Source organism: Bradyrhizobium ottawaense, from assembly GCF_002278135.3.
Taxonomy (GTDB): domain Bacteria; phylum Pseudomonadota; class Alphaproteobacteria; order Rhizobiales; family Xanthobacteraceae; genus Bradyrhizobium; species Bradyrhizobium ottawaense.
The window spans coordinates 1,848,292-1,866,167 of sequence record NZ_CP029425.2; the positions used below are offsets into that span (position 1 = coordinate 1,848,292).

Consider the following 17,876-nt stretch of genomic DNA (forward strand, 5'->3'; position numbering starts at 1 on the left):
TCGTCGCAGCGGAGACAGCGTATGGCCTATCTCGAGCTCGATCGGGTCGCCAAGCAATTCGGGGCGCAGACTGTGGTCGATGACTTCAGTCTCTCGGTGGGGAAGGGGGAGTTCATCTCCTTCCTCGGCCCGTCCGGCTGCGGCAAGACCACGACGTTGCAGATGATCGCGGGCTTCCTCGATCCCACCCGCGGCGCGATCCGCCTGGAGGGCAAGGACCTGACCGCGATCCATCCGGCCAAGCGTGGCCTTGGCATCGTGTTCCAGAGCTACGCGCTGTTTCCGCACATGACGGCGGCGGAGAACGTCGCCTTCGGGCTCGAGATGCGCAACGTGCCGCGCACTGAAAGAGCCGAGCGCGTTCGTGCCGCGCTCGCGATGGTCGGCCTTGCCGGCTTCGAGGACCGCCATCCCCGCCGCATGTCCGGCGGCCAGCAGCAGCGCGTGGCACTCGCCCGCGCGCTGGTGATCAAGCCGAGCGTGCTCTTGCTCGACGAGCCGCTGTCCAACCTTGACGCCAAGCTGCGCGAGGAGATGCAGATCGAGCTGCGTCAGATCCAGCGCACCATCGGCACCACCACGATCCTGGTCACCCATGACCAGAACGAGGCGATGTCGCTGTCCGATCGCATCGTGGTGATGAGCCAGGGCAAGATCGAGCAGATCGGGACGCCGCAGGAGACCTATGAGAAGCCGGCCTCGGCCTTCGTCTCGCAATTCCTCGGCAAGACCAACGATTTCGCCGCGGCGGTCGATCGGACCGCCACGCCAGCGCGGGTGACGGCGGGCTCCTGGAGTGCGCCGGCCCCGGCGGGCCTCAGCGGTCCCGTCACCGTCAGCATTCGCCCTGAAAGAATCGGCTTCGGCGATGCCGGCCTCAGCGCAAAAATCGTCACGCGCATCTTCCAGGGCAATCACTGGCTGTTCCAGTGCGACAGCGAATGCGGCCCGGCAATCGTGATCCGCCAGAATGACGGCAAGGCGCAGCCGGCCGAAGGCGAGACGGTTCGTCTTACCTGGCGGCCCGAGGATATGAGCGTCCGCGCGAGGGCTGGCGCATGAGCACGGTCGCCGAGGAACGCAGCGCGCGTGCGCCCTGGGCGCTGACGGCGCCTGCCTTGATGCTGTTCGTCGGCGTGCTGCTGATTCCGCTGGCGATGACGGTGATGCTGTCGTTCCACGATTGGGGCCAGTACAAGGGCATCGAGCCGGTCTTCATCCTCAAGAACTGGCACGAGATCGCGACCGATCCCTATTACGCCGAGATGTTCTGGCGCACCTTTCGTATCGCGATCCTGACCACGCTGCTCACCGCGCTGCTCGGGGCGCCCGAAGCCTACATCCTCAACCGCATGAGCGGCCGTTGGAAAAGCTTCTTCCTGCTCGTCATCCTCGGGCCGCTTCTGATCTCCGTGGTGGCCCGCACGCTGGGCTGGGCGCTGCTGTTCGGCGGCAACAACGGCCTCGTCAACAAGCTCTTGATGTCGCTCGGGGTGATTAGCTCGCCCATTCCCTTCATGTTCACCGAAACCGGCATGGTGGTCGCGCTCGCACACGTGATGATGCCGTTCATGGTGCTCTCGGTGTGGGCTGCGCTGCAGCGGCTCGATCCGCAGATCGAGAATGCCGCGATGTCGCTCGGCGCCGGCCCCGCCACCATCATTCGCCGCATCATCATGCCGCAGATCATGCCGGGCGTGCTGTCGGGTGCGATCATCGTGTTTTCGCTCTCGGCCAGCGCGTTTGCGACGCCCGCGATCATCGGCGGCCGCCGGCTCAAGGTCGCCGCGACGCTCGCCTATGACGAGTTCCTCAACACGTTGAACTGGCCGCTCGGCGCAGCGGTCGCGACGCTGCTGCTGGTCGCGCTGGTGCTGATCGTCGTCGGCAGCAACGCATTGATCGAGCGGCGCTACGCGGAGGTGTTCCGATGAGACGGAACGGCCCGCTGGCGCTGATCTTCCATACCTTCTTCGTCATCGTCATGGTGGCGCCGATCCTGGTGGTCTGTCTCGTCGCCTTCACGCCCGAAGGCTTCCTGTCGCTGCCGACCAACGGCTTTTCGCTGCGCTGGTTCAGGACGATCGCGAACTACCCCGAATTCATCCACGCCTTCTGGGTCAGCCTTGGCCTCGGCGCGCTGTCCTCCTTCGTCGCGCTCCTGTTCGCGGTGCCGGCGGCATTGGCGATCGCGCGCTATCGATTCCGCGGCCGCGATGCGCTCGCCGCGCTGTTCCTGTCGCCGCTGATGATCCCGCATGTCGTGCTCGGCATCGCCTTCCTGCGCTTCTTCACCTCGGCCGGCCTGGGCGGCAGTTTTGCCGCGCTGATCATCGCGCATGTCATCATCGTGTTTCCGTTCGCGCTGCGGCTGACGCTTGCGGCAGCGACAGGCATGGACCGCACCGTCGAGATAGCCGCGATCTCCCTCGGCGCCGGCGGCTGGACGCTGTTTCGCCGCGTGACCTTGCCGCTGATCCTCCCCGGCGTCATCAGCGGCTGGGCGCTCGCTTTCATCCAGTCCTTCGACGATCTCACCATGACCGTCTTCCTCGCGGCACCCGGTACCGAGACGTTGCCGGTGCGCATGTTCCTTTATATCCAGGACAACATCGATCCGCTGGTGACGTCGGTCTCGGCCTGCGTGATCGCTGTGACCATGACCGCCCTCATTCTGCTCGACCGCTTCTACGGGCTCGACCGTGTGCTCGCCGGCAAGGGCGGCGATACGGGGCGATAGGAGAACTTATGTCTAAAGCGTTTTCGAGCGAAGTGGACGCCGGTTCGCGTAAAGAAAACGCGTCTAAACAAAAATCTGATTACGACGTCGCCGTCGTCGGCGGCGGGTTGCTCGGCTCCGCGATTGCCTGGGGCCTCGGCCGGCTCGGCAAGTCCGTTGCCGTGCTCGACGAAGGCGACATCACCAAACGCGCCTCCCGCGCCAACTTTGCGCTGGTCTGGGTCCAGAGCAAGGGGCTCGGCATGCCCGCCTATACGGTGTGGACCGTGCAGGCGTCGCAGGCGTGGGGCCGGCTGGCGGAGGAGTTAAAGCAACAGACCGGCCTTGATGTCTCGCTTCAGCAGAATGGCGGTTTTCATCTCACCCTTGGTGAAGAGGAGTTCGGCCAGCGCACCGAGCTGGTCAAGCGCATGCACAACCAGGCCGGTGCAGCCGACTACAAGATGGAGATGCTCTCCGCATCCGAGGTCAAGAAGTCGCTGCCGCTGATCGGGCCGGAGGTCTCCGGCGGCAGCTATTGCCCGCTCGACGGCCACGTCAATTCGCTGCGCACGTTCCGCGCCTTCCACACCGGCTTCAGGGCGTTCGGCATCGATTATTTTCCGGAGCGTCCGGTCTCGGCGATCAGCAGGAGCGGCGGCGAATTCCGCCTGACCACGCCGAAGGGCGAGCTGCGCGCGGCCAAGATCGTGCTCGCCGCCGGCAATGCCAATCAGACGCTGGCGCCCATGGTCGGCCTCTACGCGCCGATGGGCCCGACCCGCGGCCAGATCGTGGTGACCGAGCGCACCATGCCGTTCCTGCCGCATCCACTGACCACGATCCGCCAGACCGACGAGGGCACGGTGATGATCGGCGACAGCAAGGAAGACGAGCTCGATGATCGGGCGCTGAAGCATTCGATCAGCGCCGTGATGACCGATCGCGCCCAGCGCATGTTCCCGCATCTGTCGCGGCTCAACGTGGTCAGGAGCTGGGCCGGCATCCGCGTCATGCCGCAGGACGGCTTTCCGATCTACGACCAGTCGAAGACGCATCCCGGCGCCTTCGTCGCCTGCTGCCATTCCGGCGTGACGCTGGCCTCCAACCACGCCTTCGAGATCGCGCGCATGGTGGCGCAGGGCGCGCTCGAGCCCGAGCTGGTCGGCGCGTTCTCGGCTAGCCGTTTCGGCGCCGCGGGCGCTGCGAACAACAGCGGTTATTAGAGATTTTGAAGGAGCCAAGAGGCATCCCCATGTTTAGACGATCCGAACAGGACAAGCGACCGCAGGTCGAGATCTTCGTCGACGGCGTTGCCGTTGCGGCGCGCCAGGGTGACACCGTCTCGGCTGCGCTACTGGCCTCCGGCCGCGACGCACGGCGTTCCACCGCTGTGAGCGGCGCACCGCGTCTGCCCTATTGCATGATGGGCGTGTGCTTCGACTGCCTCGTCACCATCGACGGCGTCGGCAACCGCCAGGGCTGCCTCGTGCCCGTCGCCGAGGGCATGCAGATCGAGATCCAGAAGGGCAAGCGGGAGATCGGAAAATGACTGTGGCTCCCAAGCGCGAAGACTATGACGTCGTGGTGATCGGCGCGGGACCCGCGGGCCTTGCCGCCGCTGCGACATCCGCCGAAGCCGGCTTGTCCACGCTGCTGCTCGACGAGAATGTCGGCCCGGGCGGTCAGGTGTTTCGCGCGATCTCTTCGACGCCGGTAACCGATCGCAATCAGCTCGGCGCCGATTATTGGGTCGGTGCCGATCTCGTGCAGTCGCTGCGTGCGACCAGCGCCGAGGTCATTCATCGCGCGACGGTCTGGAGCCTCGACCGCAACCTCGAGATCGCCGTCTCGGTCGGCGGTGCCTCCGCCTTCGTCAAGGCGCAGCGCGTGATCCTTGCGACCGGCGCACTGGAGCGGCCGTTTCCAATACCCGGCTGGACGCTGCCGGGCGTGATGACCGCGGGCGCCGCGCAGACGATGCTGAAATCGTCGGCTCTGGTTCCCGATGGCCGCACGGTGATCGCAGGCCAGGGGCCGCTGCTGTGGCTGCTCGCCGCGCAGATCCTGCGCCTCGGCGGCCGCATCGACCGCATCCTCGACACCACCGAGCGCGGCAATTACTTTGCGGCGCTTCCGCACGCCTTCGCGTTCCTGACCTCACCCTATTTCGCCAAGGGTCTCGCGATGATGCGCGAGGTGAAGGCCAAGGTGCAGGTCGTCTCCGGCGTCGCGGAGCTCTCGGCGGCCGGCGACGGCCAGCTCGCCAGCGTGAGCTATGTCGCCGGCGGCAAGCGCGAGACCATTCCTGCTGACCTTCTGTTGCTGCATCAGGGCGTCGTGCCCAACGTTAATCTCGCGATGTCCGCAGGTGTCGAGCATCGCTGGGACGATCTGCAACTGTGCTGGTCGCCGGTGCTGGATGCCAGCGGCAGTTCGTCGGTCGCCGGCATTGCGATCGCCGGCGACGGCGCCGGCATCGGTGGTGCCAATGCCGCCGTGGTGCGCGGCCGCATCGCGGCGCGCGCGGCAGTCGAAGCGTTGGCACCCGCGGCTGCCGCAAAATTTCCGTCGATGGCAGCGTTGCGTACCGATCTCGCCAAGGCCGAGCGTGGTCGTATCTTCCTCGATACGCTGTTCCGCCCCGCGCCGCAGTTCCGTATTCCCTCCGGCGACACCATCGTCTGCCGCTGCGAGGAGGTCACGGCAAAGGACGTTCTCGATTCCGTCGCGATCGGCGCGACCGGGCCGAACCAGCTCAAGGCCTATCGCCGCACCGGCATGGGCCCGTGCCAGGGCCGGCTCTGCGGCCTCACCGTCACCGAGCTGATGGCGCAGGCGCGCGGCAAGTCTCCGCAGGAGATCGGCTATTACCGGCTGCGCGCGCCGGTGAAGCCAATCACGCTCGCCGAGCTCGCGGCCGTTCCGAAAAGCGAGGCCGACGTCAAGGCGGTGGTGCGCGGATGACAAGATGCGTGGATGCGATCGTCGTCGGCGGCGGCATCCACGGATGCTCCACCGCGTTGCATCTGTGCCTCGCCGGCCTGAAACCGGTGTTGATCGAGAAGGATTATGCCGGTCGCCACGCCTCGGGCGTCAATGCCGGCGGCGTCCGCCAGCTCGCGCGGCATATCCCGGAGATTCCGCTCTCGATCCGCTCGATGGGAATCTGGGAGAAGATCAAGGATCTCCTCGACGACGATTGCAGTTTCGAGAGCCACGGCCAGGTGCTGGTCGCCGAGAACGAGGAGGAGCTCGCGGTCTGCCGCGTGCGCGTGGCCGAGCTCAATGCGCTCGGCTTCACCCACGAAGAGCTGATCGACGCGACTGAATTGCGCCGGCTGGTGCCCGCGGTGGCTGAAAGCTGTCCCGGCGGCGTGGTTTCGCGCCGTGACGGCGCGGCCAATCCGGCGCAGACGACGACGGCGTTCCGGCGCAAGGCCGAACAGCTGGGCGCCACAGTGCGCGAAGGCATGGCCGCCAGCAACATCCGGTACAGTGATGGGCTCTGGCATGTCGATGTCGGCACTGAAACCTTTGCCGCGCCGGTGCTGGTCAACGCCGCCGGCGCCTGGGCCGGCAAGATCGCGGCGGCGCTCGGCGAGCCCGTGCCGGTCGAGACCGTGGCGCCGATGCTGATGATCACCTCGCGCGTGCCGCACTTCATCGACCCCGTCGTGATCCTGCGTGGGCGTAAACTCTCGTTCAAGCAATTCTCCAACGGCACGGTGCTGATCGGCGGCGGTCATCTGGCAACGCCCTATCAGGATCGCAACGAGACGGTGCTGGACTGGAAGAGCCTCGCGACCAGCGCCCGCACCGTGTTCGAGCTGTTCCCGGTGATGCGCAGCGCCACCATCGTCCGCGCCTGGGCCGGGATCGAAGCGAAGATGAAGGACGATATTCCCGTGTTCGGACCGAGCAGCCGTCACAAGGGCCTCTATCACCAGTTCGGCTTCTCGTTGCACGGCTTTCAGCTCGGCCCCGGCGCCGGTGCCGTGATGGCGGAGCTGATCGTCAACGGCGGCACCCAGACCCGCGTCGGTGATCTCGGCATCGACCGCTTCCATCCCTCAACGCTCTAGCAACAAGAGGATATCTCATGAGCATCACCCGCAGCATCCGCACGCCCATCATGCACCGCGCCGTCGAGGCCAATGGCTTCGTCTTCCTCGGCGGCACCATCGCCGATGACACCAGCGTGTCCATGGGCGATCAGACCCGCAACATCCTCGGCAAGATCGCCGGTTATCTGAAAGAAGCCGGCACCGACAAGAGCCGCATCGTCAGTGCGTCGATCTTCGTCACGGATCTCTCCAAGAAGAAGGAGATGGACGCGGCCTGGACCGAGTTCTTCGGTGACAATCTGCCGACCCGCGCCACGGTCGGCGTCGCCGATCTCGGCGGCAGCGCGCTGATCGAGGTGGTGGTGACCGCGCTCAAGGGCTGATCGCGACAGGGACGTCGGCGCTCTCCGCGCCGTCGTCCCTCGAGCCGCGCCTTGATCTCGCGCTTCGATGGGACTAGTTAGAGGGTCCCCGATCAGGAACTTCGCAGCCATGGATTTTACCCCGACCGCAAAGCCCATCCGCCTTGCTCACGGGGAATTCCATGCCTGCTTCAATCATCCTGTCGAATCTGTCGCTGTCCACGCCTGACGGCCGTCCTCTTCTCTCAAACATCGATCTGACGTTCGGCGCCGAGCGGACCGGCCTCGTCGGCCGCAATGGCGTCGGGAAGACGACGTTGCTCGCGTCGATCTCCGGGGAGCATCTTCCCCAGGCGGGGCGCGTCGTCGTCAACGGAACCGTCGGTTTGCTGCGCCAGGATGTCCAGCTCCTTGCCGGTGCGACGGTGGCCGATTTGTTCGGAGTGCGAGGTCACCTCGCGCTGCTTCGCCGCGCCGAGCGGGGGGAAGTCTCGGCCGACGACCTCGCCGAGGTCGATTGGACTCTCGAGGCACGCCTACAGGCTGCGCTTGCACGTCTCGGGTTTGATCTCGCTCCCGACACCGAGCTGGAGCGGCTGTCCGGCGGCCAGATCACGCGGGTTCGCCTCGCCGCATTGGTCTTTGCCGAGCCGGACTTCCTGCTGCTGGACGAGCCAACCAACAATCTCGACCAGGACGGCCGCAAGGCCGTGATCGATCTCCTCGCGGCCTGGCGCGGCGGTGCGATCGTCGTCAGCCACGATCGGCGCCTGCTCGATACGATGGATGCGATTGTCGAGCTGACGTCGCTCGGAGCCACGCGCTACGGCGGCAACTGGAGCCGTTACCGCGAACAGAAGGCGGTCGAGCTCGCCGCCGTCAGGCACGACCTCGCGCATGCCGAGAGGAAGCTATCCGAGATCGACGGCAAGGCGCAGGAGGCCGCGGAGAAGAAAGCGCGCAAGGACAGCGGCGGCAGGAAGAAGCGCGCCAAGGGCGACATGCCGCGCATCCTGGCGGGGGCGCGCAAGGATCGCAGCGAGGATACCGGCGGCAAGACCGCACAAATCGCCGAGCGGCTGCGCGCGGAAGCGCTTCAAGCCGTCGACACGGCGCGCGGGCGCATCGAAATTCTTCAGCCGCTCTCCGTCAAGCTGCCCGCGACCGGCCTGCCGGCGGCCAGGGAGGTGCTTTGGCTCGACCGCGTCAGCGCCGGCTATCGGTCGGAGCAGCCGGTCCTGCGCGATCTCTCATTTGCCGTCGTCGGCCCGGAGCGGGTCGCGCTTGTCGGGCCCAACGGCTCCGGCAAGACGACGCTGTTGAAACTCATCGCGGGGGATCTGCGTCCGCTCTCGGGCACCCTGCGGGTCAGGCCGGATTTCGCGCTGTTCGACCAGAAGGTCAGTCTGCTCGATCCCTCGATCTCCATCCTGGAGAATTTTGGGCGTCTCAATCCGAAGGCGGGAGCGAACGAATGCCATGCCGCGCTGGCGCGGTTCATGTTTCGCGCCGATGCCGCCTTGCAAGTCGCCGGAAGCCTGAGTGGCGGGCAGATGTTTCGCGCGGGCCTCGCTTGCGTGCTGGGCGGGTCATCGCCGCCGTCGCTGCTGATCCTGGACGAGCCGACCAATCATCTCGACATCGAGTCCATCGAAGCGGTCGAAGCTGGCTTGAGGGCCTATGACGGCGCGCTGCTCGTCGTCAGTCATGACGAAGCGTTCCTGCAGGCGATTGGGGTCACGCGGCGGCTCGACCTCGCCGCCAAGGTGTTGCGCACTCACGGCGGGATCGTCTGATCCCGGCCGGCGGTCCTGATATGGCAGTGATTTTCAAAAACCCGACGCCCTGCCCCCAGCGCGTCGGGTGGAAAAAAATGAGTATCAATCCGTGATCCCAACGCAACTGTTGTGACGCGTCCCGCAGCAATTGACCACTCCGGGAAACTACCGCGTCGGAATCGCGCTGAGCCGGCTGGTTTGCAACCTACGATGCTGCACTCCCGCCCGGCTCGAGCGCTTCGCCGATCTCGAGCGGGTGGGCCATGGTCTCGTGCAGCGCCTCGCGGTCGAGCTCGCCTTCGGAGATGCTGATGACCACGCAGGCGACGCCGTTGCCGATCAGATTGGTCAGCGCGCGGCATTCGCTCATGAACTTGTCGATGCCGACCAGGATCGCGATCGACTGGATCGGGATGTCAGGCACGATCGAGAGCGTCGCGGCGAGCGTGATGAAGCCCGCGCCGGTCACGCCGGAGGCGCCCTTCGAGGTGATCATGGCGATGCCCAGAATGCCGAGCTCCTGCCAGATGGTCAGATGCGTGTTGGTCGCCTGCGCCAGAAACAGCGTCGCCAGCGTCATGTAGATGTTGGTGCCGTCGAGGTTGAAGCTGTAGCCGGTCGGAATCACGAGGCCGACCACGGACCGCGAGGCGCCGAGATGCTCCATCTTCTGGATCATCTGCGGCAGCACCGTCTCGGAGGACGACGTGCCGAGCACGATCAGCAGCTCGTCCTTGATGTAGGCGATGAAGCGGAGGATCGAGAAGCCGGCGAGCCGCGCGATCGCACCTAACACCACGAGCACGAACAGCATGCTGGTGAGATAGAACGTGCCGATCAGGGCGGCGAGATTGATCAGCGAGCCGAGGCCGTAGGCGCCGACCGTGAACGCCATCGCGCCGAAGGCGCCGATCGGCGCCACGCGCACGATGATGCGGATGATGCCGAAGAACATCTTGGCGGCCTTGTCGATCGCGTCCGCAATGGGCTCGCCGGCCTTGCCGAGAAAGGCGATGGCGAAGCCGGACAGGATCGAGATCAGCAGCACCTGCAAAAGGTCGCCGCGCGCGATCGCGCCCAAATAGCTGTCGGGGATGATCGCCATCAGATGGGCGACGATGCCCTCTTCCTTGGCTTTGGTGACGTAGGTGGCGACCGAGTTCGGGTCGATCGTGGCGGGATCGATGTTGAAGCCGTGCCCGGGCTGCAGGATCTCACCGACCAGGAGGCCGACCGCGAGCGCGACGGTCGAGACCGTCTCGAAATAGATCAGCGACTTCAGCCCGACCCGGCCGACGCGCTTGAGGTCGCCCATCGAGGAGATGCCGTGCACCACGGTGCAGAAGATCACCGGCGCGATCATCATCTTGATCAGCGCGATGAAGCCGTCGCCGAGCGGCTTCAAGGCCTTGCCGAGATCGGGGTAGAAATAGCCGATCAGTACGCCGAGCGCGATCGCGATCAGCACCTGCACGTAGAGGATCTTGTACCAGGGCTGTTGCCGGCGATGGATGGCTGGCTGGATCGCGACTTGTGTCATAGAGTGGCCCAGGAACGCATTGAGTTTGCGTGATTTCGATCTTGCATGGCTTGCATCATGTGATGGTCGCCGCAGAAGCGACAATCACATTTTTGTCTGTTCGCACGAAGATCGGTCGCTGCACCGCAACTGGGGGGAACATGTCGACTTCATCAGGCTCCGGCCGGCGACAGCAGGGCTATTTCCCGCGTTGGACGTTGAAGACCTCAGGCGTGATCATGCCGGAGGACCGGCTGTCGTGGGGTCAGACGGTCGTCTCCGGTCTCCAGCATTGCGTCGCAATGTCCGGCTCGACGATCATCGCGCCGCTGCTGATGGGGTTCGATCCCAACGTCGCCGTCCTGTTCTCCGGCGTCGGCACGCTGATCTTCTTCGTCATCGTCGCGGGGCGCGTGCCGAGCTATCTCGGCTCGAGCTTCGCGTTCATCGCCGTCGTCATCGCCGCCACCGGCTATGCCGGGCAGGGGGCGAATCCCAATATTTCGGTCGCGCTCGGCGGCATCGTTGCCGCTGGAGTGCTCTATGGTGTGATCGCGCTGATCGTGATGTGGTCGGGAGTCGGCTGGATCGAGCGGCTGCTGCCGCCGGCCGTCACCGGTGCGGTGGTCGCGGCGATCGGCCTCAACCTCGCGCCCGTGGCGGTCAAGGCAGTAAGCGCCGGCACTTTCGATACGTGGATCGGGCTTGCGACCGTTCTGATCATCGGCGTGGTGGCCGTTGCGGCGCCAGGCCTGTGGCGCCGCCTGCCGATCATCCTCGGTGCGATCGGCGGATATCTTTTGTACTTGCTGTTCGCCAACGGGCTCGGCTTCGGCAAGCCGATCGACTTCACTCAGCTTTCGGCCGCGCCGTGGCTCGGCATGCCGAGCTTCACCACGCCAACATTCCAGGCCGATGCGATCTTCCTGATCGCGCCGGTTGCGATCATTCTCGTTGCCGAGAATCTCGGTCACATCAAGGCCGTCGGCGCCATGACGGGCCGGAGTCTCGACGCCTATCTCGGCCGCGCCCTGTTCGCCGACAGTCTCGCGACCATCGTGGCGGCCTGCGGCGGGGGCACCGGCGTCACCACCTATGCCGAGAACATCGGCGTCATGGCGGCGACGAAGGTCTATTCGACATTGCTGTTCGCCTTCGCCGCCATCGTGTCGATCCTGCTTGGCTTCTCGCCGAAATTCGGCGCGCTGATCCTGTCGATCCCGGGGCCCGTCATCGGCGGCCTCTCGATCGTGCTGTTCGGGCTGATCGCGGCGATGGCGGGCCGGATCTGGGTCGAGAACAAGGTCGACTTCGCCAATCCTGCAAACCTGATCACCGTCGCCGTGGCGCTGACCGCCGGTGCGGGCGACCTCACGCTCAAATTCGGCGCATTCACGATCGGCGGGATCGGCACGGCAACTTTTGGCGCCATCATCCTCTACCAGATCCTGACCTCGCCGCTGGCGCGGCGCGCGGAGTGATTCCCAGGGATGCACGAAAGGGATGGAACAAAACGCCGGTTCCATCGATGATGAGACATCCCGGAGAGAACCCATGCCGCAAACCGATCGCTCGACCTCCTTTCCCTCGCGCCTTGTTGGCCAATACGCCCTGGTGACCGGCGCCTCGCAAGGCATCGGTCGCGCCGTCGCCATCCGGCTCGCCCAGGAAGGTGCGACTGTTGCGATCAATTATTTCGAGAACGAGGAGCGGGCGGAGGAGACGCTGGCGCATGCACGCACGGCATCGGGCGATCGTGGCCATGGCAAGCTCGATCATCTCATCGTCAGGGCCAATGTCGGCAACGCGCAGGAGATCGCCGCGATGTTCGAGACGATTTTGGCGCGCTGGAAGCGCCTCGATTGTCTCGTCAACAACGCCGGCTTCCAGAAGGAATCGCCGAGCGAGGCGCTCGACGTCGAGACCTATCGGCGCATCATCGACGTCAATCTCAACGGCGCCGTGCTCTGCGCCCAGAAGGCGCTCGCGCATTTCGTGGCGCGCGGGGGAGGGGGCTCCATCATCAACTGCTCCAGCGTGCACCAGATCATCCCGAAACCCGGCTATCTCGCCTATTCGATCAGCAAGGGCGGCATGGCCAATCTGACGCGCACGCTGGCGCTGGAGTTCGCCGGCCGCGGCATTCGCGTCAACGCGGTCGGGCCTGGCGCGATCGACACGCCGATCAACGCGGCCTGGACCGGCGATCCCGAAAAGCGCGGCGTCGTCACCAGCCACATTCCCATGGGACGCGTCGGTACGCCGGAGGAGATCGCCGCCGTGTTCGCCTTCCTCGCCTCGGACGATGCGAGCTACATCACCGGGCAGACCCTCTACGCCTGCGGAGGCCTGACGCTCTTTCCGGAATTCCGCGAGAACTGGGCGAGTTGATCTCAGTTTGGGACTGTGAGGATGGCGGTCGGGCCGGGTAGGGGTCTGCGGCGCCGTGTGCTATCGACCGTGGACGACGCTGCCGCTATTGGCAAGCGTCGACACATGAAGGGCTCGTGACCACAACCATCAACATCAATGCCTACAGCGACGCGCTGGTGGTCCTCGGCACTGCCGGCGTCGTGGTGCCGATTGTCCGCCATTGGGGCATCAATCCCGTGCTGGGCTATCTCGGTGCCGGCGCCATTCTCGGTCCGCTCGGGCTCGGCTCGCTCGTTCAGCAGCTCCCGTTGCTGTACTGGGTCACCGTCGCCGACGCGCAGAATGTCGAGGGTATCGCCAATCTCGGTATCGTCTTCCTGCTGTTCCTGATCGGGCTCGAACTATCTTTCAGGCGGCTCGTCACGATGCGGCGCCTGGTGTTCGGGCTTGGTGGCCTGCAGGTGCTGGCGACGTCCGCCATGATTTTCGGCGTGACGCTTCTCTCCGGGCAGAGCTCGGATACTGCCGTCATCCTGGGCGCGAGCCTTGCGTTGTCCTCGACGGCGATCGTGCTCGAGCTTTTGTCCACCGAGAAACGACTTGCGACCACTGCCGGTCGCGCCAGCTTCTCGGTGCTGCTGGCCCAGGACCTCGCAGTCGTTCCCATTCTGGTTTTCGTCTCGGTGCTCGGCGCGGAGAGTGGCGGCTCCGTCCTGGCGCACATCTCCAGCGCGATCCTGAAGGCCGCGCTGGCGGTCGCTGTCCTCACTCTGCTCGGACGGCTGCTGATGCGGCCGCTGTTCCAGATGGTTGCGGGCACCCACTCGACCGAGCTGTTTGTTGCCGCGACCTTGTTCGTCATCGTCGGCGCAGGGATTGCCGCGCACCAGGCGGGCCTGTCGATGGCGCTCGGAGCATTCGTTGCGGGACTGATGCTGGCGGAAACGGAGTATGGCAAGGCCATTGAGGCCACCGTCGAGCCGTTCAAGGGCCTGCTGCTGGGCATCTTCTTCTTCACGGTCGGCATGGCCATCGACTTCCGCGTGTTCATGCGCGAGCCTGGTTGGCTGCTGGCCGCGGTCATCGGCATTCTCGTCGGCAAGGCGATCGTGCTCATCCTCCTCGGCCGGCTCTTCAAGCTGTCCTGGGCGACGGCGATCGAGATCGGCTTCCTGCTGGGTCCCGTCGGTGAATTCGCGTTCGTCAGCATCGGGATGGCGGTGGCCGGCGGCTTGATCGAGCCGCGCGTGTCGAGCTTTGCCGTCGCCGTCACCGCCGTGACGATGGCCTTGACACCGCTCTTGAGCATGCTCGGACGCCGACTGGCCGCGAAGCTGGGTCCTGAGCGCTCGCCCGATCCAGAGCTGGCGGTCCGGCCGCCCGGCGACCGGGCGCAGGCCATCGTGGTCGGCTACGGCCGCGTTGGAAAAGTCGTCTGTTCGCTGCTGACCAGCCACGGCCTGAACTACATCGCGGTCGATCACGAGGCCGTCGCGGTGGCGCGCGACCGCCGCGACGGTCACAAGGTCTATTTTGGCGATGCGACAGAGCTCGGTTTCCTCGAGGCTTGCGGCCTGATGCAGACGACCGGTGTGATCATCACCATCCAGTCGCGGCCGGCGATCGATGCTGTCGTCGAGCGGATCCGGGCGGTGCGGCCGGATGTGCTGATCGTTTCACGTGCGCGGGACGCCGACCATGCCCGCCACCTCTACGCGATCGGCGCAACCGATGCGGTGCCGGAAACCATCGAGGCAAGCCTGCAGCTTTCCGAAGCCGCACTGGTCGGCCTCGGAGTTGCGGTCGGGCATGCGATAGCCTCGGTGCACGAGAAGCGGGATGAATTCCGACTGACGCTGCAGCAAGCCGCCCGCATTGCCGGACAGGAGAAAGTGCGCCCGCTCGATCTCACGGGGCGCCGGTCCCCGCGATAGCCTCCCATCCGGGTCGCTATGCGCTGCGGACTGCGATGATCTGGCAAAACCCGCCCGCGCAGACTACATCTGCGCCATGGCAAACGCTCCACTGGCAAGCTCCCCGCTCCAGGATTTCGTCGGCCGGCACGAAAAACTGTTCGTGCTGACCGGCGCCGGCTGCAGCACCAATTCTGGCATTCCCGATTATCGCGACAGCAACGGCAATTGGAAGCGGACCCAGCCGGTCAACTTCCAGTCCTTCATGTCGGACGAGCATACGCGGCGGCGCTATTGGGCGCGCAGCCTGATCGGCTGGCGGCGGTTCGGCCAGGCTCGCCCGAACGATGCGCATCGCGCGCTGGCCCGGCTCGAGGCGAACGGCCGGTGCGGGATGCTGCTGACCCAGAACGTCGACCGGCTGCATCAGTCGGCCGGCCACCGCCAGGTGATCGACCTGCACGGCCGGCTCGATCTGGTTCGCTGCATGGGCTGCGGCCGCAAGACGCCGCGCGATGAGTTTCAGCACGCGCTTGGTCGCGCGAATGCGGCGTGGCTGACGCTCGATGCGGCCGATGCACCCGATGGCGACGCTGATCTGGAGCACGAGGAGTTTTCGTCCTTCCAGGTACCTCCTTGCGAAGCCTGCGGCGGCATCCTCAAGCCCGACGTCGTGTTCTTCGGCGAGAACGTGCCCCGCGACATCGTCGCCACCGCGCAGGATCATCTGGCGCAGGCCGACGCCATGCTGATCGTCGGCTCCTCGCTGATGGTCTATTCCGGATTCCGCTTCGTGCAGGCTGCCGCGCAGCGCAATATTCCGATTGCGGCGGTCAATCTCGGCCGCACCCGCGCCGACGATCTCCTGACGCTCAAGGTCGAGGAGCGCTGCGAGGCGGCGCTTGCATTCCTGCTCTGATCGCGCAGGCGGTGAACTCAGCTTGCCTATTGCATAGGTGCCAAGCAGAATGGCCGGGCGCGGCGTTGTCCTCGTCGTCCATGGCATGGAAATTGCTGCGCTTTCGACCTCAGTCTTGACGATCAGCGCGGAGAATTTGGAATGCTTGAGGGAGCCGAGGTGCGGCTTGCCGTCGATATCGGTGGTACGTTCACCGACATCGTGCTGGACGTGGGGCAGGATCGCAAGACGCGCAAGCTGCTGACGACGCCGCAGCGCCCCGAACAGGCCGTGCTGGACGGGATGCGTCTCATTCTCGCCGATGCGCGCGCGCATATCAGCGACATCGACGTCTTCATTCACGGTACCACGCTCGCCACCAACGCCATCATCGAGCGCCGCGGTGCCAAGACGGCCCTGATCGCGACCGAAGGCTTTCGCGACGTGCTCGATATCGGCACCGAGAGCCGCTACGATCAATATGATCTCGGCATCGACAAACCGAGGCCGCTGGCGCCGCGCAGCCTGCGTTTCACCGTGCCCGAGCGCGTCGACGCCCACGGCGCCGTCCGTCTCCCGCTCGACGAAGCGTCGGTGCGTGCACTCGCGCCGAAATTGCGTGAGCTGGGCGTCGCGAGCGTCGCGATCGCGTTCCTGCACTCCTATGCCAATCCCGAGCACGAGCGTCGTGCGGCCGCGATCCTGGCGGAGGAGATGCCTGATATCTCCGTGACGGTGTCCTCGGCCGTTTGCCCGGAGATTCGCGAGTATGAGCGCACATCGACAGCGGTCGCGAACGCCTATGTGCAACCCCTGATCGACGGCTATCTCGCCCGCATGGCCGACGCCTTGCAGGTCGAGCAGTTCCGCGGCGCGATCTATCTCGTCACCTCAGGTGGCGGCGTCACCTCGATCGAGACGGCGCGGCGCTTTCCGGTGCGCCTCGTCGAGTCCGGGCCTGCCGGCGGCGCAATCTTCGCGGCGCAGATCGCGGCGCGTCTTGGCGAGAGCAAGGTGCTGTCCTTCGACATGGGCGGCACCACGGCAAAGATTTGCCTGATCGAAAAGTACCAGCCCGAGACCTCGCGCGTGTTCGAGGTCGATCGCGCCGCGCGCTTCCTCAAAGGCTCCGGCCTGCCGGTGCGCATCCCCGTGATCGAGATGGTCGAGATCGGCGCCGGGGGCGGCTCGATCGCCCATGTCGACGCGATGAAGCGCGTCACCGTCGGGCCCGAGAGTGCATCGTCCGAGCCGGGCCCGGCCTGCTACGGCCGCGGCGGCCAGCGTCCGGCGGTGACCGATGCGGACGTCGCGCTCGGCATGATTGATCCCGACGCATTTGCCGGCGGTACGATCAAGCTCGATCCGGAGCTTTCGAAGCAGGCGCTGCTGCGCAGCGTCGGCGAGCCGCTCGGCCTGTCGGCAGAGACTGCGGCCTATGCCGTGCACGAGGTCGTCTGCGAGAACATGGCGAGTGCGGCGCGTGTCCATGCGGTCGAGCGCGGCGAGATCGTCGGCCAGCACACGCTGATCGCCTTTGGCGGCGCGGCGCCGTTGCATGCGGCGCGCGTTGCCGAGAAGATCGGCGTCTCCCGCGTGATCGTGCCGTCGAATGCCGGTGTCGGCTCGGCCGTCGGTTTCCTTGCGGCACCGATCGCCTATGAGCTGGTGCGCAGTCGACATGTCCGGCTCGATGATTTCGACACCGAAGCGGTGTCGGATCTCCTGCAGGAGATGGTGACCGAGGCGCGCGCGCTGGTCGAGCCTGGTGCTGCCGGTGCGCCGGTGCGCGAACGACGCGCCGCCTTCATGCGCTATGTCGGCCAGGGCCATGAGATCTCGGTCGAGTTGCCGAACCGGCGGCTGACGGGGGCCGATCTCGCCGGCCTGCGCCAGAAGTTCGAGGCGGACTATTCCGCGATGTTCGAGCGGCCGATCCCGGGCGCCGCGATCGAGGTGTTGAGCTGGTCGGTGCTCGCTACGACGGAGGCGCGCAATCCATCTGCTGTCGCCGCCGTCACGCGCAAGCCTGCCGGCAAAGCTGTCGGCAGCCGCAAATTCTTCGACGGCCGCGCCGGCGAGGTGATCGAGATCCCGCTCTATCGCCGCGAGGACATGGTGCCGGGCGCGACCATCGCAGGCCCGGCCGTGATCGCGGAGGACGAGACCTCCACCTTCGTCTCCACCAGTTTTGACGCCCATATCGACGGTGCCGGCAGCATCGTCATGGAACGGAAGGCGGCCTGA

At 65.7% G+C, this 17,876-nt stretch carries 15 protein-coding genes; 14 read left to right on the plus strand and 1 reads right to left on the minus strand.

The features are described 5' to 3' along the window. Nucleotides 1–21: 21 nt before the first annotated feature. The 9 genes from CIT37_RS08830 (at nucleotide 22) to CIT37_RS08870 (ending at nucleotide 8,944) form a co-directional block, all read left to right on the plus strand. Nucleotides 22–1,062: an ABC transporter ATP-binding protein gene (locus tag CIT37_RS08830; protein ID WP_038951041.1), complete on the plus strand. Its 1,041-nt coding sequence runs from the start codon at nucleotides 22–24 to the stop codon at nucleotides 1,060–1,062. Beyond that, complete coding sequence (locus tag CIT37_RS08835; protein WP_095426699.1) at nucleotides 1,059–1,934, plus strand: ABC transporter permease; 876 nt, start codon at nucleotides 1,059–1,061, stop codon at nucleotides 1,932–1,934. Before CIT37_RS08830 ends, CIT37_RS08835 begins: the two co-directional genes overlap by 4 nt. Continuing rightward, on the plus strand, nucleotides 1,931–2,740 hold the full coding sequence (locus CIT37_RS08840; protein WP_095426698.1) for an ABC transporter permease: 810 nt from the start codon (nucleotides 1,931–1,933) through the stop codon (nucleotides 2,738–2,740). Before CIT37_RS08835 ends, CIT37_RS08840 begins: the two co-directional genes overlap by 4 nt. A gap of 8 nt (nucleotides 2,741–2,748) precedes the next feature. After that, nucleotides 2,749–3,945, plus strand: a complete 1,197-nt coding sequence (locus CIT37_RS08845; protein ID WP_038972703.1) for an NAD(P)/FAD-dependent oxidoreductase — start codon at nucleotides 2,749–2,751, stop codon at nucleotides 3,943–3,945. A 29-nt stretch (nucleotides 3,946–3,974) separates the two neighbouring features. Then, complete coding sequence (locus CIT37_RS08850) at nucleotides 3,975–4,271, plus strand: (2Fe-2S)-binding protein (protein WP_028140357.1); 297 nt, start codon at nucleotides 3,975–3,977, stop codon at nucleotides 4,269–4,271. Then, nucleotides 4,268–5,686, plus strand: a complete 1,419-nt coding sequence (locus CIT37_RS08855; protein WP_095426697.1) for an FAD/NAD(P)-dependent oxidoreductase — start codon at nucleotides 4,268–4,270, stop codon at nucleotides 5,684–5,686. Before CIT37_RS08850 ends, CIT37_RS08855 begins: the two co-directional genes overlap by 4 nt. Further along, entirely contained in the window at nucleotides 5,683–6,804 is a 1,122-nt protein-coding gene (locus CIT37_RS08860) for an NAD(P)/FAD-dependent oxidoreductase (RefSeq protein ID WP_095426696.1), read from the plus strand. Before CIT37_RS08855 ends, CIT37_RS08860 begins: the two co-directional genes overlap by 4 nt. Nucleotides 6,805–6,821: 17 nt before the next feature. Continuing rightward, nucleotides 6,822–7,169 carry a RidA family protein gene (locus CIT37_RS08865; protein WP_038951035.1) on the plus strand — a complete coding sequence of 116 codons (348 nt, stop codon included), beginning with the start codon at nucleotides 6,822–6,824 and terminating at the stop codon, nucleotides 7,167–7,169. A 161-nt stretch (nucleotides 7,170–7,330) separates the two neighbouring features. Continuing rightward, nucleotides 7,331–8,944: an ABC-F family ATP-binding cassette domain-containing protein gene (locus tag CIT37_RS08870; RefSeq protein ID WP_095426695.1), complete on the plus strand. Its 1,614-nt coding sequence runs from the start codon at nucleotides 7,331–7,333 to the stop codon at nucleotides 8,942–8,944. A gap of 187 nt (nucleotides 8,945–9,131) precedes the next feature. Here the strand turns inward: CIT37_RS08870 and CIT37_RS08875 are convergent, their stop codons facing one another. Then, the gene (locus CIT37_RS08875) at nucleotides 9,132–10,466 is read right to left on the minus strand and encodes a dicarboxylate/amino acid:cation symporter (RefSeq protein ID WP_028140353.1); all 1,335 of its coding nucleotides are present in this window, start codon (nucleotides 10,464–10,466) and stop codon (nucleotides 9,132–9,134) included. Between the two features lie 140 nt (nucleotides 10,467–10,606). Here CIT37_RS08875 and CIT37_RS08880 point away from each other — a divergent pair, with 140 nt between their 5' ends. From CIT37_RS08880 to CIT37_RS08900, 5 genes are all read left to right on the plus strand, one after another. Beyond that, complete coding sequence (locus CIT37_RS08880; protein ID WP_095426694.1) at nucleotides 10,607–11,926, plus strand: solute carrier family 23 protein; 1,320 nt, start codon at nucleotides 10,607–10,609, stop codon at nucleotides 11,924–11,926. Nucleotides 11,927–11,999: 73 nt separating this feature from the next. Next, nucleotides 12,000–12,836 (plus strand): SDR family oxidoreductase, encoded by an 837-nt coding sequence (locus CIT37_RS08885; RefSeq protein WP_028140351.1) that lies wholly within the window; start codon nucleotides 12,000–12,002, stop codon nucleotides 12,834–12,836. A gap of 116 nt (nucleotides 12,837–12,952) precedes the next feature. Then, nucleotides 12,953–14,752, plus strand: a complete 1,800-nt coding sequence (locus CIT37_RS08890; RefSeq protein WP_095426693.1) for a cation:proton antiporter domain-containing protein — start codon at nucleotides 12,953–12,955, stop codon at nucleotides 14,750–14,752. A gap of 76 nt (nucleotides 14,753–14,828) precedes the next feature. Beyond that, nucleotides 14,829–15,650, plus strand: a complete 822-nt coding sequence (locus CIT37_RS08895; RefSeq protein WP_028140349.1) for an NAD-dependent protein deacetylase — start codon at nucleotides 14,829–14,831, stop codon at nucleotides 15,648–15,650. A 141-nt stretch (nucleotides 15,651–15,791) separates the two neighbouring features. Continuing rightward, the gene (locus CIT37_RS08900) at nucleotides 15,792–17,876 is read left to right on the plus strand and encodes a hydantoinase/oxoprolinase family protein (RefSeq protein ID WP_028140348.1); all 2,085 of its coding nucleotides are present in this window, start codon (nucleotides 15,792–15,794) and stop codon (nucleotides 17,874–17,876) included.